Source organism: Brevundimonas vancanneytii, from assembly GCF_901421975.1.
GTDB classification, from domain to species: domain Bacteria; phylum Pseudomonadota; class Alphaproteobacteria; order Caulobacterales; family Caulobacteraceae; genus Brevundimonas; species Brevundimonas diminuta.
Window position 1 is genome coordinate 3,361,113 of sequence record NZ_LR588407.1, and the last position, 22,237, is coordinate 3,383,349.

The window sequence follows — 22,237 nt, forward strand, 5'->3', positions numbered from 1 at the left end:
TCCTCTCCTGAGGCGGGGATAGCCGACCCAGGGAAGGCTCGCCAGACGCTAAACCTCGCAGAGGAAGGCGCGGAGCCTTAGAAATTCCGACCGCGCCTGAATGGCTGGCGTCAATCGGCGAGAGCGCGGGCCAGGGCCTCGATGCGCTGGCGGATGTCCGGCACGGCGATCGTCTCCCAGAAGGCGGCGCGAGCCGGGGGGCCGAGCACGAACAGGCCGGGGTCGGCGACGCCGTCGGCGTGCAGCACGCGGCCCTCGGCGTCGAGGTCGAGGCCCAGATCGACCGCATCGAGGCGGGCGCGGCCTTCGGCGATCAGGGCGGCGGTCAGGGGCGTGCAGGCGGCGTCGTGGCCGGGACCGGTGCAGTCGATCAACCAGGCGGCGGAGAAGACTTGAACTTCGCCGTTCCGTAGACGGACGGTCAGGTTCGCGGCCTGGCGGTCGGCCGCCATCGCCTGGGCGCGGCCCGCGACGACGGTCAGTCGGTTCTCCGCTTTCAACCTCTCCAGCACGGCGGCGATCTCGGGCGCGATGCGGTGGCGATGAACGTCCCACCAGGGACGCAGATGGCGCAGGAAGCGGCTGCGCTCGGCGATCGTCGCCGCGCCCCATAGCGCGGCGGTGATGGGGCGATAGCCTTCCATGACGCGGCGCCAGCCGTGATCGCGCGCCAGTCGCCGCGCCGAGGCCAGGCGGCGCGACAGGGCGCCGGTCAGCGCCTCGGGCGGCAGGTCGATGGGGGCGTCGTGATGGGCGCCGTGGGCCTGGGGCAGCAGGCCGCGCCGCGACACGACCGTCGCCCGGCCGCGCCAGCCCTGAGCCTGAAGCGCCAGAACGACATCGACCATGGTCAGGCCGGAGCCGAGGATCAGCACGTCGTCGTCAGGGCCGATCGCGGCCAGGGCGTCGGGCCGCCACGGATCGGCGATGCGGCGGGGGCCTTCGCCCGCCACGGCCGGGCGCGGCGGCGGGTTGCCGGTGGCCAGCACCACAGCGCGGCCGGGGATGCGGGCGCCGTCGGCGAGGAGGACGGTCTCGTTTTCGATGCGGACGCCCTCGCCCCTAATGCGGCGGATCAGGCCGGGATGGGCGGCCTCGGCCAGGCGAGCCTGCACATAGAGGCCGTAGAGGCGGCGCGGGGCGAAGCCGTTCGGATCGGCGAAGGCGGGGGCGTGGAGCGCCAACCAGTCGGTGAAGTCGGCGGGCCGGTCGGGGCGGGCGCTCATCCGCTCGGCGCGGACGTTCAGCCGGTGGTCGTCCAGCGGCGTGGAATAGGCGACGCCGAGGCCGACCTGTTCGCCGCGCTCGATCAGGACCGAGGCCTGGCCCAGTTCGGCCAGGCGTGCAGCCAGCATGGCGCCGGAGAACCCGCCGCCGACGATGACCACGGGGAGGGAGGCGGCGGCGTCGTTCATGGAATCAAGCATCGTCCACGACGCCGCCGCCGGTCAAACCGGAATCAGATTTCCTGGTTGAAGGCGCCGATTTCCGGGTGGGCGGCCAGGCGCGGCTTCACTTCCTTGCGGAACAGGTCGCGCATGTCGTCGGCTGAGCGCATGCTTTCGACGACCACGACCAGTTCGGGCTTGTTGGAGGAGGCGCGGACCAGCACCCAGGAGCCGTCCTCCAGGTGGACGCGCACGCCGTTGACGGTGATGGCCTCGACGATCTTGCGGCCCAGGATCGAACCGCCGGACGCCGCCAGTTCTTCGTATTCCTTCACGATCTTCGCCAGCACGTCGTACTTCAGCTCGTCGTCGCAGTGCGGCGACATGGTCAGGCTGGTCCAGGCGTCGGGCAGGGCGGACTTCAGTTCCGACAGCGACTTGCCGGGGTTACGGTCCAGCATGGCCAGGACGGCGCCCGCCGCCACCAGACCGTCGTCATAGCCGTGGCCCAGATCGCCCGACAGGAAGAAGTGGCCCGACTTCTCGAAGCCGGCCAGGGCGTCTAGTTCGGCGGTCTTGCGCTTGATGTAGGAGTGCCCGGTCTTCCAGTAGACGGTGGTCGCGCCGTTGGCCTTGAGCACTTCGTCGGTCTTGTAGAGGCCGGTCGACTTCACATCGACGACGAAGGTCGCGTTCGGATGGAGGGCCGAAAGGTCGCGGGCCAGCATCAGGCCGATCTTGTCGGCGAAGATCTCCTCGCCCGTGTCGTCGACCACGCCGCAGCGGTCGCCGTCGCCGTCGAAGCCCAGGGCCAGGTCGGCGCCCGTCTCCTTCACCTTGGCCGCCATCTGCACCAGCATGGCGTGATCTTCCGGGTTCGGATTGTATTTGGGGAAGGTGTAGTCGAGGTCGGTGTCCATCTCGATCACTTCGGCGCCCATCAGGCGCAGAACCTCGGGCGCGAAGGCCCCGGCCGTGCCGTTGCCGCAGGCGGCCACGACCTTCAGCGGACGGGACAGCTTCACCTTGGAGGCCACGTCCTTGATGTAGGTCTCGCGGAAGCCCTCGACGCGTTCCAGACGGCCGCCGGGGCGGGCCACGCCCTGACCGTTCAGAACGATCTCCTTCAGGCGGCCCATTTCGTCGGGGCCGAAGGTCAGGGGGGCCTGGGCGCCCATCTTCACGCCGGTCCAGCCGTTCTCATTGTGGCTGGCCGTGACCATGGCGACGCAGGGGCAGTCCAGCGCGAACTGGGCGTAATAGGCCATCGGCGACAGGGCCAGGCCGATATCCAGCACCTCCATGCCGCCTTCCAGAAGGCCCAGGATCAGCGCCTGCTTCACCGACAGGGAATAGCCGCGGAAGTCGTGGCCCACGGCGATCTTCGGCGTCTGGCCGATCTCGTGGACATAGGTGGCCAGGCCAAGGCCCAGGGCCTGGATGCCCAGCAGGTTGATTTCTTTTTCCAGAATCCAGCGGGCGTCGTATTCGCGAAAGCCGGTCGGCTTGACCAGGGGCAGGGTTTCATATTCCGCGGTGTTGGGGCGGATGTCCTGACGGGGCTTTTGCATAAGTCTTCCTAGATGGGCCGCTGGGGAGAGCGGGGATCGCAGTGCGACCTCGGCCTATAGCCTCCCCCTGCTCGAGAGGCCACAACGCGCGACCCTTGTTATGGCTGCGGTCGAGGCGGCTGTATTCTCTGACGTGCGGCGAAACCTTGACCGCCCCCGCGTCGGGGGCCTAGCGAGAAACCCAGATACGGATGCTCCCGGAGACCCTGATGACCCGCCTGATCCTGCTGCGCCACGGCCAGAGCCAATGGAACCTGGAAAACCGCTTCACCGGCTGGGTCGACGTCGACCTGACGGCCGAGGGCGAGGCCCAGGCCCGGCGCGGCGGCGAGCTGATCGCCGAGGCGGGTTTCAAGCCTGCGGTCATGTTCACCTCGGTGCTGAAGCGGGCCAAGCGCACCGGCGCCCTGGCGCTGGATTCGGCTGGACTGAAGGATGTGCCGGTGATCGAGGACTGGCGCCTGAACGAGCGCCACTACGGCGGCCTGACCGGGCTGGACAAGGCCGAGACGGCGGCCAAGCACGGCGAGGATCAGGTCAAGGTCTGGCGCCGCAGCTATGACGTGCCGCCGCCGCCGCTGGCGCCGGGCGGCGAGTTCGATTTCGACGCGGATCCTCGCTACGCCGGCAAGGAAATCCCGGACACCGAGAGTCTGAAGACCACGCTGGACCGGGTGCAGCCCTATTGGGACGCCGAGATCGCCCCGCGCCTGAAGGCGGGCGAGGACGTGCTGATCGCCGCCCACGGCAACTCCCTGCGCGCCATCGTCAAACTGCTGTTCGCCGTGCCGGACGACAAGATCGTCGACGTCGAGATCCCCACCGGCAACCCGCTGGAGATCGACCTGGACGCCGACCTGAAGCCGGTCGCCGCCCGCTATCTGGACGAGGGGCGGGCGCAGGCCCTGCCGCAAATCGCGTGAGCGGGCCGGCGCAAGACGCCGTCTTCATGCGGCGGGCCATCGATCTGGCCCTCAGCCGCATGGGCGAGACCTGGCCCAATCCGGCGGTGGGCTGCGTCCTGGTCAAGGACGGGGTCGTGCTGGCCGAGGCGGCGACGGCGCCCGGCGGGCGTCCTCACGCCGAGGAGCAGGCCGTGCCCGAGGCGGGCGAGGCCGTGAAGGGCGCGACCGCCTATGTAACGCTGGAGCCGTGCGGCGCCCGCTCGTCGGGCCGCAAGTCCTGCGCCCACTTCCTGGCCGAGGCCGGGGTCGAGCGGGTGGTGATCGCCGCGCTGGACCCCTCGCCCTTCGCTTCGGGTCGGGGCACGGAGCGGCTGCGCCAGTCGGGCCTGACGGTCGAGACGGGCCTGTTGTGCGAAGAGGCCTCGGTGCTGAGCGAAGGCTTCCTGCACCGGCTGGAGACGGGCCGCCCGATGGTGCGCGTCAGCCTCGACGGGGCGGGTTTCGACGGCCGCTTCGCCGCTTCGCCGCGCGCCGATCTGACGACCGAGCTGAACCGGCTGGGCGAGGCGGGCTACACCCGCCTGTGGACCCAGGAAGGCGAGCTGGCCGAGGCCCTGCGCGAGCAAGGCCTGCTGACGGAGTAGGGCGAGGCTCCGGCGAGCGGAAACGCCGCGAAAACGGTTGTTTCCGCAAAGCTTCCTTAATCCGCCGTAAGCCATGATCGGCGTCATGAGCGAGGCCGCAGAACCTGTCCGCAGAACGCTGACCCAGGAAGAGGTCGACGCCGTCTGCCTGAAGCACGACCGCCTGTGGCAGGCGCGGCCGGGCGGGGCGCGGGCGGTCTTCGCCTGGATGGACCTGTCGGGCGTGTCCTTGCGCGGCCGCAATCTGGCCGACGCCGACTTCACCGCCGCCTGCCTGATCGGCTGCGACCTGACGGGCGCCAAGCTGGACAACGCCAACTTCTTCGGCGCGGACATGCAGGACGTGACCCTGGTCGACGCCAGCATGCGCCGGGCCGATCTGCGCGGGGCCTGCCTGCGCGGCGCGGACCTGTCGGGGGCCGACCTGTTCGAGGCCGACCTGCGCGAAGGCACCATCGCCGCCAAGGACGCCAAGCTGGGTTTCCGCGTCGTCGAGGCGCGCAAGCGCGCCGACACCCAGGCGCAGGGCGCCGTGCTGGCGGGCGCCAATCTGCAACGCTCGCGCATGACCGGCGTCGTCGCCGTGGCCGCCGACTTCACCGACGCCATCATGAAGGACTGCAAGCTGGTCCGGGCCAATCTGAAGCAGGCCAGCTTCCGCGGCGCCGATCTGGCCGGGGCGGACCTGTCGGGGGCCGACCTGTCGGGGGCGGACCTCAGCGACGCCATCCTGGTGGGGGTCAAGGCCGCCATGTGGCGGACCGACGGGGCCAATATGGACGGCGCCCTGGTCGACAACCGCCCGGCGGGCGAGCCGGTCAGCCAGATGCCCGCCGCCGAAATGCTGCGCGACCACGCCCAATGGTGCGAGACGGGCGGGGCTGAGGGCCAGCCCTCGGTGTTCGACGGGGTCGACCTGCGGCCGCTGGTTTCTATTCGCGGGCTGAACCTGACGGCGCTGTCGGCCAAGGGGGCGGTCTTCTACGGCCTGGACATGGAGGGGGTGCAGCTTCAGGGCGCGCAACTGGAGGGCGCGGACCTGCGCTCGGCCAATCTGCGCCGGGCCGACCTGCGCGGCGCGCGGCTGACGCGGGCGCGGCTGAACGGGTCGGACCTGCGCGAGGCCCAGCTGGGGCCGCTGATGCTGGCGGCGGATCGCCTGCTGCCCGCTGATCTGACCGGGGCGGTCCTGCGCGGCGCCGACCTGACGGGGGCCGACCTGCGCCGGGCCGTGATGGTCGACGCCGATCTGAGCCGGGCGACCCTGCACGGCGCCCAGACCAAGCAGGCCGACTTCACCGGCGCTCAGACGAGCGGCGCGCGCGGGCTGGACCCGGCGGACCTGCACGCAGCCTAGGGAAGGCGCACGAAAAAGGGGCGACGCGAGCGCCGCCCCTTCGACTTTTCAGTCAGGCGTGTGGCCTTTAGGCCGCCTTCTTGGCCTTGGTCTCGACCTGGCCCTCGATCAGGGACGAGCCGGTGGCGATCTCGATGCTGCGGGGCTTGAGGGCCTCAGGCAGTTCGCGCTTCAGCTCGACGGTCAGCAGGCCGTTGGCCAGGGCCGCGCCCTTGACCACCACATAGTCGGCCAGCTGGAAGCGGCGCTCGAAGTCGCGCTCGGCCAGGCCGCGATGCAGGAAGGTGCGCTGGCCGTCGTCGTTGGCGGCCTTCTTGCCGGTGACGGTCAGAAGGTTCTCCTTCGCCTCGATGTTCAGTTCATCGGCCGAGAAACCGGCGACGGCGATCTCGATGCGATAGGCGTCCTCGCCGGTCGTCTCGATGTTGTAGGGAGGCCAGCCGTTTTCCTGGCTGGAGCGCGCGGCGCTTTCCAACTGACGAACCAGACGGTCGAAACCGACGGCGGAACGGTACAGCGGCGAGAAATCATAGGTACGCATGGGTCATCCTTCTGACATTCAGCAAGGTTGAGCCGCCCGGCGATTTGGCCCCGGACGACGGAGGGTTTCAGTCCCGGCGGTCCGTAATCGGCCCCGGCAGGTCTGGAGAGCCCGGGATCGGCGCTCTCGGATGAAGAGGTAGGAGGCCGTTTTTCGAGCGCAAGGGGCGCGCGAAATCGTCTCGCCGCATCGGCGCCTTGCCGTCGCCGCGAAGCGCCGTATGGGTTTTACCTTCGTCGTCCAGGATCGACCGGAGCCCTTCATGCGAACCTTCGTCCTCAGCGCCGTCGCGGCGTGCCTGCTCGCCTCGCCCGCCCTCGCCCAATCGGGCCCGCCGGACGCTGCGCCGCTGCCGCACCGCCAGGGCCTGTCGATGGAGATGCCGAGCTTTTCCGAGGATGCGGCGCTTCAGGCGGCCGTGGCCGCGACGACCCGGCCCGAGGCCGACCGCGTCCGCGACGGCGAGCGTCATCCGTTCGAGACCCTGACCTTCTGGGGCCTGCAGCCCGGCCTGACGGTGGTGGAGATCGAGCCGGGCCGCGCCGGCTGGTGGCGCAACATCCTTGAGCCCTATGCGGCGGCGACCGGCGGGCGCTACGTCCCGGTCAATCGCCCGACCGAGGGCATGGGCGTCGCCGACGGGACGGCGGACATGGTCGTGGTGGCCCGCGCCTTCCACAACTGGTCGCGCGACGGCCGGGTCGAACCCTATCTGGCGGCCTTCTTCACGGCGCTGAAGCCTGGCGGCGTGCTGGCGGTCGAGCAGCACCGCGCGGCCGAGGGGCTGAACGTGACGGAGACGGCGCCGACGGGCTACGTCCCCGAGAGCTGGCTCATCCACGCCGCCCGCCGCGCCGGCTTTGAACTGGAGGCCCGCAGCGAGCTGAACGCCAATGCCAAGGACGACCGCGACCACCCGTTCGGAGTGTGGACGCTGAAGCCCACGCGCACCTCGGAGCGCGATGGCCGGGCCCTGACGGCGGAGGAGCGGGCGGCGCTGGACGCCATAGGCGAGAGCGACCGCATGACCCTGCGTTTCCGCAAGCCCTACGCGGCGGACTGACGGCCCGATGACAATGCAGTGCGTGGTTTTGACGCTGGCGCAGAAGCGCCTTAAGCCCCAAGCGAAGACACCCGGCGGCGAGAGGAAGCGCGCATGACAGAACGATCGACGCGGCGATCCGTCCTGACCGGCGCCAGCGCCCTGGCCCTGGTCGCGCCCCTGTTCGGCCTGGCCGCCTGCGGCCGCAAGGAAGAGGCGCCGACGCCCGCCGCGCCCGAAGCGCCCAAGGGTCCGCCGGAAGGCTCGCTGGAATGGGCGGTCGCCGGGGCCTGGCGTCCGGCGGACGACAAGGCGCGCGACGCCTGGCGCCACCCGGTCGAGACCCTGCGGTTCTTCGGCCTGCAGCCGAAGATGACGGTGGTCGACTTCTGGCCCGGCAGCGGCTGGTACGCCGAAATCCTGGCCCCCTATCTGAACAAGGGCGGCGGCGCCCTCTATCTGGCGGGCTTCGTCGAGGGGCCGAACGCCGATCCGGCCCAGGTGGCCATCAACAACGCCCTGAAGGCCCGCATCCTGGCCGACAAGAAGCTGTACGGCCCGGTGCAGTTCACCGCCTTCGGTCCCGGCTCGCCGCCGGTGGCGCCGGCGGGGACGGCCGACATGGTGCTGTTCATGCGCTACATCCAGGCCTGGATGGCGGCGGGGATCGCCGAAAAGGCCTTCGCCGACGCCTTCGCGGCCCTGCGTCCCGGCGGCATCCTGGGCATCGAGCAGCATCGCCTTCAGCCGGACGAGGATCAGGATCCGGCCGCCGCCAACGGCTATGTGCAGGAGGCCTTCGTCAAGCAACTGGCCCAGGAGGCCGGCTTCATCTTCGTCGAGGCGTCCGAGATCAACGCCAATCCGGCCGACACCAAGGACCATCCGTTCGGCGTCGAAACCCTGCCGCCGCGCCGCCTGACGGCGCCCCTGGGTCAGCCCGCCGATCCCGAGTTCGATCGGGCCAAGTATGACGCCATCGGCGAAAGCGACCGCATGACGCTGAAGTTCAGGAAGCCCGAGTGAGCCGCACCGCCGCCTTCGCCGCCCATGCGCCCCTGATGGGGGTGCCCGGCGCCGCCAGTCCGCCGGGGGGCGAGGGCGACTGGTTCCGGGGAGCCGGCGGTCTGCGCCTGCGCGCCGGGTTCTGGACGCCCTCGACCCTGCAGGCCAAGACGCCGCGCGGGACGGTGGTGCTGAGCCCCGGCCGCACCGAGCCGATCGAGAAGTATTTCGAGCTGATCGGCAACTTCCTGGCGCGCGGTTTCTGCGTCCTGGCGCATGACTGGCGCGGACAAGGGCTGTCGGCGCGGCTGCTGCCGGACCGCCTGCGCGGCCACGCCCGCGCGGTCGAGGAGTTCCTCGACGACTACGCCCGCCTGCTGGACGCCTATGAGGCGCGGGCGCCCAAGCCGTGGATCATGGTCGGCCACTCGATGGGCGGCGCCCTGAACCTGCTGACGCTGGAAGGCGACGAGACCCGCTTCGCCGGGGCCGTTCTGTCCAGTCCCATGCTGCGCATCAAGACCGGCAAGCGGTCGATGTGGACGGTCAAGCTGGCGGTGCGCTGGGCCCTGCGTCACGGCAAGGCAGGGGACTATGTGCTGGACGACCCGGACGATCCCTTCGACCACACCTTCGAGAAGGACGGCCTGACCTCGGACCAAGCGCGCTACGATCTGTGGCGACAGCAGCTCTACGCCTGCCCGCACCTGGCCATCGGCGGCCCGACCTGGGGCTGGCTGGCCTTCGCCCTGGACGCGGGCGAGCGGGCGCTGAAGCCGCGCGCGCTCAAGAGCGTGAAGATCCCGGTCTGCGTGGTTCAGGCGGCCGAGGACGACAAGGTGTGGAAGCAGACCAACCGCTGGGCGGCCCGCCGCATGGGCCGCGGCCGCTATGTCGAGGTGCCGACGGCCAAGCATGAGGTCATCATGGAGGTCGACGACCTGCGCGGCGTCTTCCTGCACGAGTTCGACGCCCTGGCCGACTATGTGGCGCCGGGCGCCGCCGCGCCTTCGGCCTCTCCGGCCGCGCGGACCGCCGAACCGGCCTGATCGCTCAGGCGACGGCCAGCAGGGGCAGGGCCTGATCGGTCAGACGCGCGTCGCCGGCCGCCAGGACGCGGCCGTCGGCGTCGTGCGGCGCCGCGCCGCGCCAATCGGTGAAGCGGCCGCCCGCCGCCTCGACCAGGGGCTTGTGCGCCGACCAGTCCCAGACCTTCAGCTCGCTCTCGGCCACCAGATCGATGCGCCCGGCCGCGACCATGGCGTAGGCGTAGCCGTCGCAGCCCAGTCGGGCCAGGCGGGCCGAGGCGCGCAGCCGGTCCCAGGCGGCGCGGTCGGCGCCGACGAAGATCTCGGGATCGGTGGTGGCGATCAGGGCCTGGCCCAGATCGGGGCAGGCGCGGGTCTTCAGCGGGGTCTCGCATCCGCCTTTCAGCAGGCGCGCGCCCGACGGGCCGCCCAGGAAGACCTCGTCCAGATAGGGCTGGCCCACGGCGCCGATCACGGGCGCGCCCTCCTGGCGCAGGGCGATCAGGGTGGTCCACAGGGGCAAGCCGGCGATGAAGGCGCGGGTGCCGTCGATCGGATCCAGCACCCAGACATGGTCGGCGTCGGGGCGATCCTCGCCGTATTCCTCCCCGATGACGCCGTGGTCGGGATAGCGGGCGGCGATCAGGCGGCGGATGGCCGCCTCGGCGGCGCGGTCGGCCTCGGTCACGGGGTCGAAGGCGCCGGGACCGCCCTTGTCCTCCTGGGCGAAGTCGCCGCGGAAGAAGGGCAGGGCGACGCGGGCCGCTTCATGCGACAGGGCGACGGCGAAGGATTCCAGCTCGGTCATGCCCCGGCCATACACCGCCCGGAGCGTGATGGCCCAAAATTCATTGAATCAAGGGGTCATTGATCCGGGGCGGCGATCAAGCGGCGGCGGCCAGGGGCGCGTCGGGGCGGGGCTGGCTGTTGTCGGGGCTTTCGCCCGCGCCGTCGTAGAAGTAGCTGACCGGCGTCTGCAGCGCCTCGGCCAGCTCCCACAGACGGGCGGCCGAGATGCGGTTGGCGCCGCACTCGTATTTCTGGATCTGCTGGAACCGTATGCCGACACGGTCGCCCAGTTGCTGCTGGGTCAGGCCCAGCAGGCGGCGACGGCGGCGCAGGCGACGACCCAGGTGAAGGTCGATCTCGGCGGGCATGACGACTCTCCTGTCTCCCTCGGCCTGTGCCGAATCGGCACGGGCGAGGCGTTTCGCCGCAAGAGTCGTGCCGTTGTCGCTCTTGACCCGCGGCGCAACCCGACACCCGCCCGCGCATTAACGGCCAAGGCAGTGAGCCTTGCAGGAAGGAAGAAGCATGGGTGGATTTGGATTTATCGCCTGGATCATCATCGGCATCATCGCCGGCTGGCTGGCGGAAAAGATCATGAAACGGGATCACGGCCTGCTCACCAATCTGATCGTCGGCGTCGTCGGCGCCCTGATCGGCGGGTTCCTGGCCGGTAATCTGCTGGGCGTGGACGCGGACGGCAATTGGATCGTCGGCATCATCGTGGCCACCATCGGCGCGGTGGTTCTGCTGTTCCTGCTCGGTCTGGTGAAGCGGCGGACCTGATCGCCGATTTATCATACAAGAAAAAAGGGGCGGCCCGTCCGGGCCGCCCCTTTTGCCGTCGAACCAGACGATTTAGTGAGGTTCGTCGCCGTTCGGTTCGTCGGCGGTCGGCGCATCGGCCGGCGGCGTGTCGGCCGGAGGGGCGTCAGCCGCCGCGTCCGGGGTGGGTTCAGTCGTGTCCGAGGCGATCGGAGCGGCCGACTGAATGTCCGAGGCGCTGGCGTCGACGACGATGTCGGCGCCGTCCTGACGGATGCCGGCCAGCGGCACCGGGCGGACCTGGCCGTCGGCGGTGCGGACGGTCAGCTCCTGGCCGTTGGCGCCGTTCTGGACGCCGACCAGCTTGCCGATCTCGGCGCCGTCGCTACCCTTGACGGTCGAGCCCGGCGTCAGGGTCAGGCTCTGGGGTTGAGCCGCGGCCGCCTCAGCGGGAGCCGGTTCGGGCGTCTGCGGCGTCGTGGCGTCCTGGGCGAAAGCCGGGGCGGCGATGAGGAAGGCGCCGGCGATGCCGGTCAGCAGGGCGGTCTTGCGGATCATGAGAAACTCCTGAAAGGGCGAGCCCGGCGCTCGCGAAAAAATGAACCCCCGTGATCTCTGATGGTTTCCTCTGCCCTGAAATGACCTTTTACTCGCCCCAAACGACCGATTCTTGCTCTTCGGAGGTTGATTGACCAAACCGAGCGCAAAACACGACCCTTGGCGGATCACGCGTCGCCTGGCGGGGCTGGCCTATGAGCTGACGCCGCAGATGTTCGCGGTCGCCACCTTCCTGCTGGGCGGGGTGATGTTGCTGTCGGCGGTGACGCCCGCCTTCAGCGACCGGCTCAGCGCGCTCGGCCGCTTCTATCCGCCGTTGCTGATCGACCTGTCCCACTTTGCGGCCAGCGTGACGGGCTTTGTCCTGCTGCTGATCTCGGCGGGGCTGTGGCGGCGTCGGCGGGGCGCTTATTACGCGGCGTTGGCGGTCCTGTTGGTGGGGGCGGTCTTCTCGCTGATGAAGGGGCTGGACTGGGAGGAGGCGATCGAGCTGACCCTGGCGGCGGCCCTGTTGACGCCATGCCGGTCGGCCTTCAATCGCCGCTCGCGCCTGGGCGAGCCGCTGCGGCCGGGCTGGCTGCTGATGCTGGCGGCGGCGGTGGCGGCCATGCTGTGGCTGGGCTTCTTCGCCTATCGCGACACCGCCTATACCGACGAACTGTGGTGGACCTTCCTGGTCGACAAGCAGGCCTCGGGCTTCCTGCGCGCCGGGGCGGTGCTGGCCCTGCTGACCCTGGCGGTCGGGGTGCGCTCCCTGCTGACGGCGCCGGGCGCCCGCAGCCACGGCCCCGCCTCACCCGCTGATGTCGAACGCGCCCGTCAGGCGCTGGAGACGGCCGAGATCGCCACGCCCGAGGCCAGCCTGGCTCTGCTGGGCGACAAGGCCCTGTTGTTCAGCCCGTCGGGGCGCAGCTTCATCGCCTATCGCGTGCGCGGCCGTCGCTGGATCGCCATGAGCGAACCGGCCGGGCTGAAGGAAGAGCGGCTGGAGTTGTTGTGGGCCTTCGCCGAGATGGCCGACAGCTACGGCGGGGCGGCGGTCTTCTATTCGGTGAGCGAGGGGCTGCTGGCCGACCTGGCCACCCTGGGCCTGGCCATGCGCAAGGTCGGCGAGGCCGCGGTGATCGACGCCGCCCATTTCACGACCGAGGGCAAGGGCAAACAGAACCTGCGCACCGCCGTGAACCGGGCCGAGCGCGAGGGCGCAAGCTTCGAGGTGGCCCCGCCGGGCGCGGCGCGGGCGCTCGAGGCCGAGTTGCGCGCCGTGTCCGACGCCTGGCTGAACCACCACAACGGCTCGGAGAAGGCCTTCTCCCTGGGCCGGTTCGACATCGACTATCTGGACCGTTCGCCGATCGCCGTGGCGCGCGAAAACGGCCGCATCGTCGCCTTCGCCAATCTTCTGGTCGGGGCGGGCGGGCGCGAAGCGATGATCGACCTGATGCGGCATGACCCCGACGGACCGCACGGGATCATGGACTATCTGTTCACCCGCACGGCCCAGTGGGCGCGCGAGCAGGGGGTGGAGCGGCTGGATCTGGGCATGGCGCCCCTGTCGGGTCTGGAGGACCGCCGCATGGCCCCGGTCTTCGCTCGCGTCGGCGCCCTGGTGTTCGAGGAGGGGGGCGCCGTCTACGGCTTCCAGGGCCTGCGCGCCTACAAGGCCAAGTTCGGCCCCGTCTGGCGGCCGAAGTTCATCGCTGCGCCGACGACCACGCCCCTGGCGTTGGCCCTGCTGGACGTGGCCCTGCTGACCAGCGGCGGCTGGCTGGGCCTGCTGGGGCTGAAGAAGTAACCGCCAGGCGCAAAAAAAGGCGGCCCGCAGGGGCCGCCTTCTTCGTTTCGGCTGGTCGCCGGGATCAGTCGGCGCGGACGCGCTTCTTGCGGAAGGAGGGGTTCAGGACTTCCTTGCGCAGGCGGATCGACTTGGGCGTGACCTCGACCAGTTCGTCTTCCTCGATATAGGCGATGGCCTGTTCCAGGCTCATCTTGCGCGGCGGGGTCAGGCGCACGGCCTCGTCCTTGCCCGAGGCGCGGACGTTGGTCAGCTGCTTGCCCTTGATCGGGTTGACGTCCAGGTCGTCGGAGCGGCTGTTCTCGCCGATGATCATGCCCTGATAGGTCTTCTCGCCGGCGCCGACGAACATGACGCCGCGCTCTTCCAGGTTCCACAGGGCGTAGGCCGCCGTGTCGCCGTCCGAGTTCGACACCAGCACGCCCTTCAGGCGGCCCTCGATGGCGCCCTTGTGGCCTTCATAGTGGCTGAAGACGCGGTTCAGCACGCCCGAGCCGCGCGTGTCGGTCAGGAACTCGCCCTGATAGCCGATCAGCGAGCGCGACGGGCACTTCAGCTGGATGCGGGTCTTGCCGGCGCCCGAGGGGCCCATGTCGGTCAGTTCGGCCTTGCGGGCCGACAGCTTCTCAATGACCACGCCCGAGAATTCGTCGTCGACGTCGATGACCACGTCTTCGATCGGCTCCATGCGTTCGCCGTTCTCGCCGGTCTGATAGACCACGCGCGGACGGCTGATCGACAGTTCAAAGCCCTCGCGGCGCATGTTTTCGATCAGCACGCCCAGTTGCAGTTCGCCGCGACCGGCGACTTCATAGGCGTCCGAGCCCGGCGTCTCGGTGATGCGGATGGCGACGTTGGCCTCGGCTTCCTTCAGCAGGCGGTCGCGGATGACGCGCGACTGCACCTTGTCGCCTTCGCGACCGGCCAGGGGGCTGTCGTTCACGCCCACGGTCATCGAGATGGTCGGCGGGTCGATCGGCAGGGCGTCCAGGGCGTCGGTCACTTCCAGGGCGCACAGGGTGTCCGCCACAGTGGCCTTGGACATGCCGGCGATGGCGACGATGTCGCCCGCCTCGGCGCCCTCGTCGACCGGCTGGCGCTTCAGGCCGCGGAAGGCCAGCACCTTGGTGATGCGGCCCTGCTCGATGGTCTTGCCGTCGCGCGACATGGCCTTGATGGCCATGCCCGGAACCGCCTTGCCCGAGTGGATGCGGCCGGTCAGCAGGCGGCCCAGGAAGGGGTCGCTTTCGATCAGCACGTTCAGGATCTGGAACGGTTCGTTGACGCGATCCTGGGCGGCCGGGGCCGGGACGTGGTCGACGATCAGATCGTACAGCGGGTGCAGGTTGTCGTTCGGCTGAGCCAGGTCCAGCGTCGCCCAGCCAGAACGGCCCGAGGCGTAGATGACCGGGAAGTCCAGTTGCTCGTCCGTGGCGCCCAGGGCGGCGAACAGGTCGAAGGTCTCGTTCAGCACGCGGTCCGGGTCGGCGTGGGCGCGGTCGACCTTATTGATGCACAGGATGGGACGCAGGCCCATCTTCAGCGCCTTGGTCAGCACGAACTTGGTTTGGGGCATGACGCCCTCTTCGGCGTCGACCAGCAGGACGCAGCCGTCCACCATGCCCAGGATGCGCTCGACCTCGCCGCCGAAGTCGGCGTGGCCCGGCGTGTCGATGATGTTGATGCGGGTCTCGCCAGCCTTGCCGTTCCACAGGATCGAGGTGCACTTGGCCAGGATGGTGATGCCGCGTTCGCGCTCCTGATCGTTGGAGTCCATGGCGCGTTCCGTGGTCGCCTCATTGGCGCGGAACAGGCCCGACTGGGCGAGCAGGGCGTCAACCATGGTCGTCTTGCCGTGGTCAACGTGGGCGATGATGGCGATGTTGCGCAGGTTCATTTCGGGCTCGGGCGGACTGTGTTCGGTCACGGAAGGGCCGCGCCGCTGCAAGAAGATTGCAGAGAAGGGAAGGGTTCGGCGCGCCTCTTACAGGGATGCGGGCCAAAACGCCAGTCCAGTGCGTGATCGAGGCTGAGCGCCCGTCGTCTCGCGATCAACCCAGGGGCAGCAGGGCGATGACGCCCAGCGCCAGAAGCCCGATCAGCAGGGCCGACAGGGCGGCGACGGCGGCGACGCGCGGCCCGGCGCGAACCACGGCGCGCGGATCGACCATCAGCCCCAGCGCCGCCATGGCGATCAGCGTCAGCGCCGAGACCGATACCTGCAGCGGCGGCAGGATCGCCTCAGGCAGCCAGCCCAGCGAGCGGACGGCCATCAGGGCCAGGAAGACCAGGATGAACCAGGGGGCCATCTGGTGCAGCCTGGGTCCGCGCCCGGCTTCGCTCTGTTTCGAGCGCATCAGGCCCAGCACCAAGCAGACCGGCCCCAGCATCAACACGCGCACCAGCTTGACCACGGCGCCCGTCTGGACGGCGGCCAGGCCGGCGGGGGCGGCGGCGGCCAGCACCTGAGGCACGGCGTAGACGGTCAGCCCCGCCAGCACTCCGACGCGCGTGGCGTCATAGCCCATCATGGCCCCGACCACGGGAACCAGCAGCACCACGGCGACGCCCAGAACGGCGGTGAAGCCGATGGCGGCGGCCACGTCTTCTCCCTCCGCTTCGATGACCGGGGCCACGGCGGCGATGGCCGAGTTGCCGCAGATGGCGTTGCCGCAGGCGACCAGCAGGGCCATGGCGTGCGGCAGGCCGAACGCTCGCCCCAGCGCATAGCCGCCGACAACGGCTGCGACGACCACGCCGACGATGGCCAGAAGCAGCCACGGCCCCAGCGCCGCCACCGCCGCGCCCGAAACGGTCGCGCCCAGCAGGGCCACGGCGACCTCCAGCAGGGTCTTGGCGCTGAAGCTGATCCCTGGCGTCCACAACGACGAGGGCGTCCACGCCAGACGCAGGCCGGCGCCGATCAGGATGGCCAGGACCAGCCCCTCGATCCAAGGATGCTCGAACAGCCGGGTTTCGACGATCTGCAATCCATAGGCGACGGCGCCGATGGCCGCCGACAGCGCCACGCCGGGCAGCAGGCGCGCCAGGCCCGTCAGGCGACGAGAGGGAGCGGCAGGATCGAGGGTGACGGTCATGCGGCTCTTATCCGTTCCGCTATCCAATCGATCCAACGCGTAGTTATGGACTTAACGATCAATATAATCGATCAATAATCGTATGACGCTGGAACAGCTCCGCATCTTCGTCGCCGTGGCCGAACGCCTGCACATGACGCGGGCGGCCGAGGCGCTGCATCTGACCCAGTCGGCGGTCAGCGCGGCGGTCAATGCGCTGGAGACGCGGCACGGGGCGCGGCTGTTCGACCGGGTCGGGCGCGGCCTGGCCCTGAACGCGGCGGGAACGGCCTTTCTGCCGGAGGCCCGGGCGGTGCTGGCGCGGGCCGAGGCGGCCGAACGGCTGCTGGACGAACTGGCGGGCCTGAAGCGCGGCTCGGTGCGGCTGTTCGCCAGTCAGACCATCGCCGCCTACTGGCTGCCGCCGCGCATGGCGGCCTTCGCCCAGAGCCATCCGGGCATCGAGCTGCGCCTGTCGATCGGCAACACCCATCAGGTGGTCGAGGCGGTCCTGGCGGGGGAGGCGGAGCTGGGTCTGATCGAGGGCGCCGAGGACGCGCCTCGGCTGGAGCGGACGCGGATCGCCGCCGACCGGCTGATCGTGGTGGCGGCGCCGGGACATCCGCTGGCGGATCGGGAGCGGCTGTTGGGAGCGACGGAGCTGAAGGCGCTGGACTGGGCCCTGCGCGAGGCGGGATCGGGCACCCGCAGCGAGTTCGAGGCGGCTCTGCCGCGCGGCGTGGCCGCTTCTGACCTGAAGACGGCGCTGGTGCTGCCGTCCAATGAGGCGATCCTTACGGCGGTGGCGGCCAGCGCAGGGGGCGGCGGCCTGGTCACGGCGATCTCGGAACTGGCCGCCCGGCCCCTGATCGAGGCGGGGCGGCTGGTTCGTCTGCCGCTCGAACTGCCCGAGCGGCCCTTCTATCGGCTGCGACACCGCGAGCGCAGCGCCAGCCGGGCGGCGGAGGCCTTCGCCGCCGCCCTCTAGCCGGACTTAGACCTGAGCCGAACGGCGGCGCACCCAGGCGTAGAGGGCGTAGGTCAGGACAGCGAAGGCGATCAGCCCGGCCCACATGGCGGGCCAGCCGCTGTCGGCGGGCAGCAGGGCGAAGGGCGCCTCCTTCTTGGTGCCGACGATGACGGCGGCGGTGAAGACGCCGAACAGGCTCTCGCCCACGATCAGGCCGGACGCCAGCAGCACGCCCATGCGGCGGGCCACATCGGCGTAGCGGGTCGACTTGACCGCCCGGTCGTACAGCCAGCCGCAGACCGCGCCGATGACCAGCATGGTGGTGACGGCGGCGGGCAGATAGACGCCGATGCCTGCAGCCAGCGGCGGCAGCTTGATCCGGTCCTTGGTGGCGCGGCGCAGGACCACGTCGAGGATGATGACCAGAACGCCGACCACCGCGCCGATGCCGATCAGATCCCAACGCAGGTCGCCGCTGATGACGCCCTTGGCCAGGGCCGAGATCAGGGTCGCCTGGGGCGCGGCCAGGGTCTGAGAGCCCTGGACGATGGCGGGCGGGCCGCCCTCGAAGCCGAAGGCCTGGTTCATCATGTCCAGCACGAAGGGGATGACCAGGGCGCCGGCGACGACGCCGACCAGCAGGGCCGTCTGCTGACGCCAGGGGGTGGCCTCGACCAGCTGGCCGGTCTTCAGATCCTGCAGGTTGTCGTTCGAGATGACGGCCACGGCGAAGACGATGGCGGTGACGATCAGGGCGAAGGCGATCACCGACGGATCGGCCGGCACGCCCGCTATGGCCAATACGCCCAGCATCAGCAGGGAGGCGATGATGATGGCCAGGATGCCGACGCCTGACACCGGGCTGTTCGACGAGCCGATCAGACCCGCCATATAGCCGCAGATGGCCGCCACCGCGAAGCCGATGACCACCACATAGACCAGGCCGCCGATCACCAGCAGCGGGGCCGAACCGGCCAGGGCGGTGCCCTGGGCGACGACAGCCAGAAGCACGGCGATGCCGACCAGGGCGGCGACCGACAGCAGGCCGACGATCTTGATGGGGATGTCCTGTTCGGTCAGCTCCAGCGCCTCGCCGTGGGCGCGGCGCGACTGGGCCGAGACGGCCGAGGCCAGGCCGGCGATCAGCGGTTTGGCCAGCTTGGCCAGGGTCCACAGGGCGGCCACGCCGATGACGCCGGCGCCGATGAAGCGGACTTCGCGCGCCCACACAGTCATGGCCAGGCCCTCGGCCCCGCCGTCGGCCGGCACGGTCGCGGCGATGGACGGCACGCCGTTTGCGGTCGCCCAGGCGACGAATTCCGGCGAGGTCAGGATGGGCACGAAGATCAGCCAGGCCAGGACCAGGCCGAACAGCTGGGTCAGACCGACCGCCAGACCGATCAGGTGGCCGGCGCCCAGCAGGGCGAACTGCATGGAGAAGCCGACGCCGGTCGCTCCGCCGCCCATGGCGGCCGGAAGGCGCAGGAAGGCGGTGGTCTCATGGGCGAAGACGCGGGCCGAGGCCAGGAAGCCGAAGAAGGCCGAAGCGATGGCCCCGCCGATGACCACGAACAGGCCGGACTTGTTCTCGCGCACGGCTTCTTCGGTCTGGTCCGCGCCGGGCGAGCCGACCTTCAGCACCTCGGCGGCGGCGACGCCCTCGGGGTAGGGCAGGCCGCCCTGGACGACCAGAGTGCGGCGCAGGGGAATGGAGAAGGTCACGCCCAGGACGCCGCCCAGGATGCAGATCATCACCGATTCCCAGAAGGGGAAGTTCATCCACCAGCCGATCATGACCAGACCGGGCAGGACGAAGATGATCGAACTCATGGCGCCGCCGACCGAGGCGACGGTCTGGACGGTCATATTCTCCCAGATGGTCGAGCCGCGGAACGCCCGCAGCAGGGCCATGGAGATGACCGCCGCCGGAATGGCCGAGGCGAAGGTCAGGCCGACCTTCAGCCCCAGATAGGTGTTGGCCGCCGTGAAGACCGCCGCCAGCACGCAGCCCAGGATCAGGGCGCGGATCGTCAGTTCGATGCGTTTGCCGGTTCCGGCGGGTTTGTCCGTCATGCGGGAGCCTCGTGAATTTGCCGGGAGGCTAAGCCTGAAAGCCAGGCCGTGACAACGGGGCGCGCCTCTTCTCTGACATCCTTTCAGCCGCTACCTCTGCATCCATGCCCGAATTGCCTGAAGTCGAAACCGTCCGTCGCGGCCTGGAGCCCGTGCTGGAGGGCGCGCGCCTGACCGCACCGCGTCAGAACCGGCCGGACCTGCGCTTTCCTTTCCCTGAGCGCTTCATCGAGCGGCTGGAGGGGGCGACGGTGCTGCGGCTGGAGCGGCGCGCGAAGTATCTGCTGTTCCCCCTGTCGACCGGCGAGACCTGGGTGACGCACCTGGGCATGACGGGACGGTTCACCCTGGAGGGCGTCGCCCCCGGCGTGTTCGAGACGGACGCCCCCGTCATCGGCAAGCATGAACATATGAGCCTGACGGCCGACCGGGGCGGGGCGCTGACGCGGTTGGGCTACGCCGATGCGCGGCGCTTCGGCTTCATGGGCCTGATCCCGACCGAGGCGGTCGAGGGGCACGCCTGGTTCGCCAAGCTGGGGCCGGAGCCTCTGGGCAACGCCTTCTCGGGCGCGCATCTGGCCGAGGCTTTCGCGGGCAAGGCGCAGAACATCAAGGTCAGCCTGCTGGACCAGAGCATCGTGGCCGGTCTGGGCAACATCTATGTATGCGAGGCCCTGTACCGGGCGCGCATTTCGCCCCTGACTGCGGCGGGCGAGATCAGCCGCCCCCGGCTGGAGCGTCTGGCGGCGGAGGTCCGCAATGTGCTGGGCGACGCCATCGCGGCGGGCGGCTCGACCCTGAAGGACTTCGCCAACGTCGAGGGCGGCCAGGGCTATTTCCAGCACCGCTTCGACGTCTACGGCCGCGAGCATGAGCCGTGCCGCACCGAGGGCTGTCGCGGCGTGGTGAAGCGCATCGTGCAGGGCGGCCGCTCGACCTTCTTCTGCCCGCTCTGTCAGAAGGGATGAGGGGTGTTCCTGTGAGCCGCCCGAGGCGCTAGACCTGCCCCGAACGAGTTGAGAGGAGCGCCTGATGGCCGACGCCTATTCCACCCTGCTGATCGAACGCCACGCCGACGGCTATGCGGTCGTCACCCTGAACCGGCCCGAAGCGCTGAACGCGCTGAACACCACCCTGACCGGCGAACTGGGCGACTTCCTGGAGAGCGTGGCCGACGACGACAGCGTGCGTTGCGTGGTCCTGACCGGCTCGGCCAAGGCCTTCGCGGCGGGCGCCGACATCAAGGAGATGGCGGATCAGGCTTATGCCGACATGTATCGCGGCAACTTCTTCGCCCGCGCCCACGACCGGGTGGCGAGCTTCCGCAAGCCGATCATCGCGGCGGTGTCGGGCTATGCCCTGGGCGGCGGCTGCGAGCTGGCCATGCTGTGCGACTTCATCATCGCCTCGGACACGGCCAAGTTCGGCCAGCCCGAGATCAACCTGGGCGTGGCCCCCGGCATCGGCGGCTCGCAGCGCCTGACCCGCGCTGTGGGCAAGGCCAAGGCGATGGACATGTGCCTGACCGGCCGGATGATGGACGCGGCCGAGGCCGAGCGTTCGGGTCTAGTGTCTCGCGTTGTGGCGTCTGACGCCCTGCTGGACGAGGCGCGCGCCGCCGCCGCCAAGATCGCCGGTCAGTCCATTCTGGCCGTCATGGCCAATAAGGAGCTGGTCAACGCCGCCTTCGAGACGACCCTGGCGCAAGGTGTGGTGTTCGAGCGCCGCCTGTTCCACTCCCTGTTCGCCTTCGACGATCAGAAGGAAGGCATGGCCGCCTTCGTCGAGAAGCGCAAACCGGCTTTCACGGGTCGCTGAATCCGCATCGGGGCCGGACGCTGCGGGGCGCAAACCCCGGCCCCGACTCAATTCCCGCCGGATCGCGTTGACCGTTCGGGGGCTTTCCGCTATAGCCGCCCGCTCTTGAGATTTTCTCGCCGTGGACGTGTGGTTTACGGCGTTTTCGTTCGAAGGTTTTTACCCGATGGCCAACAATGCAGGCGCCCGCAAGGCGATCCGCAAGATCGAAGCGCGGACCGAAGTGAACAAGGCCCGCCGCACCCGCGTGCGCACCTACCTGCGCAAGTTCCAGGAAGCCCTGACGGGCGGCGACGTCGAAGCCGCTAAGGCCGCCTTCATCACCGCCCAGTCGGAACTGATGCGCGCCGTGTCGAAGGGCGTGGTTCACAAGAACACCGGCTCGCGCAAGGTCAGCCGCCTGGCCGCCCAGCTGAAGAAGCTGTCGGCCGCCTGATTTCGCAGGGCGCTCGGACGGGTCTTCACGGCTTCGTCAAACGGCGCAATGTGACGGCTACGGAGGGCCTGTAACAGGCGTTTCGTAAAAGAATGTAAGAATTTCAACGGCGAGGAAGCGCAAGCTCCCTCGCCGTCTTGCTGTCTGCTCCTAAGTCGCGCTTACGGATTCGGGTTCTCGATTGAGGCGAAATCGCCATTTTCCCAAGCCCTGCCGAGGTTTGCCGGAGTCAATCAATTTAAGTGCGAATCTCGACTCGAATCAGCGTTGATCTCCGCCGCGCCGGGGGTAAGTTGAAGGGGTAACGCGCTTCCGTCCTGTTGGGATGAAGACGAGGGAAATCAATGGTTTCCCTTGGCGCGAGATGTCTGTCTGTGAGTACGACCCCGCTTGCGAAGCCCCGCTTCGCGAGGCGAGAGAAGTCGTCCCCGGACGTGGCGTCTCGAAGGGCGTTCGTCGGTGATAACTCTTGTGGCGG

The 22,237-nt window shown here is 69.5% G+C and carries 20 protein-coding genes and 1 pseudogene; 12 read left to right on the forward strand and 9 right to left on the reverse strand.

Features of this window, described 5'->3' with window-relative positions; all coding sequences use genetic code 11:
- Positions 1-110: 110 nt before the first annotated feature.
- Together FGL25_RS16625 and FGL25_RS16630 are read right to left on the reverse strand one after the other, a co-directional pair.
- Positions 111-1,415 (reverse strand): FAD/NAD(P)-binding protein, encoded by a 1,305-nt coding sequence (locus tag FGL25_RS16625; RefSeq protein ID WP_138142312.1) that lies wholly within the window; start codon positions 1,413-1,415, stop codon positions 111-113.
- A 44-nt stretch (positions 1,416-1,459) separates the two neighbouring features.
- Positions 1,460-2,959 carry a phosphomannomutase/phosphoglucomutase gene (locus FGL25_RS16630; RefSeq protein ID WP_088410664.1) on the reverse strand — a complete coding sequence of 500 codons (1,500 nt, stop codon included), beginning with the start codon at positions 2,957-2,959 and terminating at the stop codon, positions 1,460-1,462.
- Between the two features lie 209 nt (positions 2,960-3,168).
- On the opposite strand from FGL25_RS16630, the gene gpmA reads away from it, so the two are divergent.
- The 3 genes from gpmA (at position 3,169) to FGL25_RS16645 (ending at position 5,865) form a co-directional block, all read left to right on the forward strand.
- Complete coding sequence (gpmA, locus tag FGL25_RS16635) at positions 3,169-3,882, forward strand: 2,3-diphosphoglycerate-dependent phosphoglycerate mutase (RefSeq protein WP_040347179.1); 714 nt, start codon at positions 3,169-3,171, stop codon at positions 3,880-3,882.
- On the forward strand, positions 3,879-4,508 hold the full coding sequence (locus FGL25_RS16640) for a bifunctional diaminohydroxyphosphoribosylaminopyrimidine deaminase/5-amino-6-(5-phosphoribosylamino)uracil reductase RibD (RefSeq protein WP_052747991.1): 630 nt from the start codon (positions 3,879-3,881) through the stop codon (positions 4,506-4,508). Before gpmA ends, FGL25_RS16640 begins: the two co-directional genes overlap by 4 nt.
- A gap of 85 nt (positions 4,509-4,593) precedes the next feature.
- On the forward strand, positions 4,594-5,865 hold the full coding sequence (locus FGL25_RS16645; protein ID WP_046652842.1) for a pentapeptide repeat-containing protein: 1,272 nt from the start codon (positions 4,594-4,596) through the stop codon (positions 5,863-5,865).
- A gap of 67 nt (positions 5,866-5,932) precedes the next feature.
- On the opposite strand, the gene FGL25_RS16650 is transcribed toward FGL25_RS16645, so the two are convergent.
- Positions 5,933-6,406 (reverse strand): Hsp20 family protein, encoded by a 474-nt coding sequence (locus FGL25_RS16650; protein WP_128719101.1) that lies wholly within the window; start codon positions 6,404-6,406, stop codon positions 5,933-5,935.
- Positions 6,407-6,668: 262 nt separating this feature from the next.
- Between FGL25_RS16650 and FGL25_RS16655 the strand changes: the two genes are divergently transcribed.
- The 3 genes from FGL25_RS16655 (at position 6,669) to FGL25_RS16665 (ending at position 9,502) form a co-directional block, all read left to right on the forward strand.
- The gene (locus FGL25_RS16655; protein WP_040347173.1) at positions 6,669-7,469 is read left to right on the forward strand and encodes a class I SAM-dependent methyltransferase; all 801 of its coding nucleotides are present in this window, start codon (positions 6,669-6,671) and stop codon (positions 7,467-7,469) included.
- A gap of 93 nt (positions 7,470-7,562) precedes the next feature.
- On the forward strand, positions 7,563-8,474 hold the full coding sequence (locus FGL25_RS16660) for a class I SAM-dependent methyltransferase (RefSeq protein WP_138142313.1): 912 nt from the start codon (positions 7,563-7,565) through the stop codon (positions 8,472-8,474).
- Positions 8,471-9,502, forward strand: a complete 1,032-nt coding sequence (locus tag FGL25_RS16665; RefSeq protein ID WP_088491497.1) for an alpha/beta fold hydrolase — start codon at positions 8,471-8,473, stop codon at positions 9,500-9,502. Before FGL25_RS16660 ends, FGL25_RS16665 begins: the two co-directional genes overlap by 4 nt.
- A gap of 4 nt (positions 9,503-9,506) precedes the next feature.
- Here FGL25_RS16665 and hisN read toward each other — a convergent pair whose 3' ends face one another.
- Both hisN and FGL25_RS16675 read right to left on the reverse strand, forming a co-directional pair.
- Entirely contained in the window at positions 9,507-10,289 is a 783-nt protein-coding gene (gene hisN / locus FGL25_RS16670) for a histidinol-phosphatase (protein WP_128719099.1), read from the reverse strand.
- A gap of 127 nt (positions 10,290-10,416) precedes the next feature.
- Positions 10,417-10,638, reverse strand: a pseudogene (locus tag FGL25_RS16675) (helix-turn-helix domain-containing protein); the annotation flags it as partial.
- A 157-nt stretch (positions 10,639-10,795) separates the two neighbouring features.
- Between FGL25_RS16675 and FGL25_RS16680 the strand changes: the two are divergent.
- Positions 10,796-11,053 (forward strand): GlsB/YeaQ/YmgE family stress response membrane protein, encoded by a 258-nt coding sequence (locus FGL25_RS16680; protein WP_128719098.1) that lies wholly within the window; start codon positions 10,796-10,798, stop codon positions 11,051-11,053.
- Positions 11,054-11,125: 72 nt separating this feature from the next.
- Here the strand turns inward: FGL25_RS16680 and FGL25_RS16685 are convergent, their stop codons facing one another.
- Positions 11,126-11,590, reverse strand: a complete 465-nt coding sequence (locus FGL25_RS16685; protein WP_138142314.1) for a superoxide dismutase — start codon at positions 11,588-11,590, stop codon at positions 11,126-11,128.
- Positions 11,591-11,720: 130 nt separating this feature from the next.
- Here FGL25_RS16685 and FGL25_RS16690 point away from each other — a divergent pair, with 130 nt between their 5' ends.
- Positions 11,721-13,385, forward strand: a complete 1,665-nt coding sequence (locus FGL25_RS16690) for a GNAT family N-acetyltransferase (protein ID WP_138142315.1) — start codon at positions 11,721-11,723, stop codon at positions 13,383-13,385.
- Positions 13,386-13,449: 64 nt separating this feature from the next.
- On the opposite strand, the gene typA is transcribed toward FGL25_RS16690, so the two are convergent.
- Together typA and FGL25_RS16700 are read right to left on the reverse strand one after the other, a co-directional pair.
- The gene (gene typA, locus FGL25_RS16695; protein WP_003166411.1) at positions 13,450-15,282 is read right to left on the reverse strand and encodes a translational GTPase TypA; all 1,833 of its coding nucleotides are present in this window, start codon (positions 15,280-15,282) and stop codon (positions 13,450-13,452) included.
- A 154-nt stretch (positions 15,283-15,436) separates the two neighbouring features.
- The gene (locus FGL25_RS16700; protein ID WP_138142316.1) at positions 15,437-16,483 is read right to left on the reverse strand and encodes a YeiH family protein; all 1,047 of its coding nucleotides are present in this window, start codon (positions 16,481-16,483) and stop codon (positions 15,437-15,439) included.
- Between the two features lie 82 nt (positions 16,484-16,565).
- On the opposite strand from FGL25_RS16700, the gene FGL25_RS16705 reads away from it, so the two are divergent.
- Complete coding sequence (locus tag FGL25_RS16705; RefSeq protein ID WP_138142317.1) at positions 16,566-17,450, forward strand: LysR family transcriptional regulator; 885 nt, start codon at positions 16,566-16,568, stop codon at positions 17,448-17,450.
- A 6-nt stretch (positions 17,451-17,456) separates the two neighbouring features.
- Here FGL25_RS16705 and FGL25_RS16710 read toward each other — a convergent pair whose 3' ends face one another.
- Positions 17,457-19,505, reverse strand: a complete 2,049-nt coding sequence (locus tag FGL25_RS16710) for an OPT family oligopeptide transporter (protein WP_138142318.1) — start codon at positions 19,503-19,505, stop codon at positions 17,457-17,459.
- A gap of 104 nt (positions 19,506-19,609) precedes the next feature.
- On the opposite strand from FGL25_RS16710, the gene mutM reads away from it, so the two are divergent.
- The 3 genes from mutM (at position 19,610) to rpsT (ending at position 21,759) form a co-directional block, all read left to right on the forward strand.
- The gene (mutM, locus tag FGL25_RS16715) at positions 19,610-20,473 is read left to right on the forward strand and encodes a bifunctional DNA-formamidopyrimidine glycosylase/DNA-(apurinic or apyrimidinic site) lyase (RefSeq protein ID WP_138142319.1); all 864 of its coding nucleotides are present in this window, start codon (positions 19,610-19,612) and stop codon (positions 20,471-20,473) included.
- A gap of 64 nt (positions 20,474-20,537) precedes the next feature.
- Positions 20,538-21,323, forward strand: a complete 786-nt coding sequence (locus tag FGL25_RS16720) for an enoyl-CoA hydratase (RefSeq protein WP_138142320.1) — start codon at positions 20,538-20,540, stop codon at positions 21,321-21,323.
- A gap of 166 nt (positions 21,324-21,489) precedes the next feature.
- Complete coding sequence (rpsT, locus tag FGL25_RS16725) at positions 21,490-21,759, forward strand: 30S ribosomal protein S20 (RefSeq protein WP_040346357.1); 270 nt, start codon at positions 21,490-21,492, stop codon at positions 21,757-21,759.
- Positions 21,760-22,237: the final 478 nt, after the last annotated feature.

Excerpts from the sequence above, each read along its gene's own strand:
- typA (WP_003166411.1), bottom strand. The coding sequence starts at position 15,282 with ATGAACCTGCGCAACATCGCCATCATCGCCCACGTTGACCACGGCAAG.
- FGL25_RS16680 (WP_128719098.1), top strand. The coding sequence starts at position 10,796 with ATGGGTGGATTTGGATTTATCGCCTGGATCATCATCGGCATCATCGCC.
- FGL25_RS16705 (WP_138142317.1), top strand. The coding sequence starts at position 16,566 with ATGACGCTGGAACAGCTCCGCATCTTCGTCGCCGTGGCCGAACGCCTG.
- rpsT (WP_040346357.1), top strand. The coding sequence starts at position 21,490 with ATGGCCAACAATGCAGGCGCCCGCAAGGCGATCCGCAAGATCGAAGCG.
- mutM (WP_138142319.1), top strand. The coding sequence starts at position 19,610 with ATGCCCGAATTGCCTGAAGTCGAAACCGTCCGTCGCGGCCTGGAGCCC.
- FGL25_RS16710 (WP_138142318.1), bottom strand. The coding sequence starts at position 19,505 with ATGACGGACAAACCCGCCGGAACCGGCAAACGCATCGAACTGACGATC.
- FGL25_RS16685 (WP_138142314.1), bottom strand. The coding sequence starts at position 11,590 with ATGATCCGCAAGACCGCCCTGCTGACCGGCATCGCCGGCGCCTTCCTC.
- FGL25_RS16720 (WP_138142320.1), top strand. The coding sequence starts at position 20,538 with ATGGCCGACGCCTATTCCACCCTGCTGATCGAACGCCACGCCGACGGC.
- FGL25_RS16645 (WP_046652842.1), top strand. The coding sequence starts at position 4,594 with ATGAGCGAGGCCGCAGAACCTGTCCGCAGAACGCTGACCCAGGAAGAG.
- gpmA (WP_040347179.1), top strand. The coding sequence starts at position 3,169 with ATGACCCGCCTGATCCTGCTGCGCCACGGCCAGAGCCAATGGAACCTG.
- FGL25_RS16660 (WP_138142313.1), top strand. The coding sequence starts at position 7,563 with ATGACAGAACGATCGACGCGGCGATCCGTCCTGACCGGCGCCAGCGCC.
- FGL25_RS16625 (WP_138142312.1), bottom strand. The coding sequence starts at position 1,415 with ATGAACGACGCCGCCGCCTCCCTCCCCGTGGTCATCGTCGGCGGCGGG.
- hisN (WP_128719099.1), bottom strand. The coding sequence starts at position 10,289 with ATGACCGAGCTGGAATCCTTCGCCGTCGCCCTGTCGCATGAAGCGGCC.
- FGL25_RS16650 (WP_128719101.1), bottom strand. The coding sequence starts at position 6,406 with ATGCGTACCTATGATTTCTCGCCGCTGTACCGTTCCGCCGTCGGTTTC.
- FGL25_RS16655 (WP_040347173.1), top strand. The coding sequence starts at position 6,669 with ATGCGAACCTTCGTCCTCAGCGCCGTCGCGGCGTGCCTGCTCGCCTCG.
- FGL25_RS16630 (WP_088410664.1), bottom strand. The coding sequence starts at position 2,959 with ATGCAAAAGCCCCGTCAGGACATCCGCCCCAACACCGCGGAATATGAA.
- FGL25_RS16700 (WP_138142316.1), bottom strand. The coding sequence starts at position 16,483 with ATGACCGTCACCCTCGATCCTGCCGCTCCCTCTCGTCGCCTGACGGGC.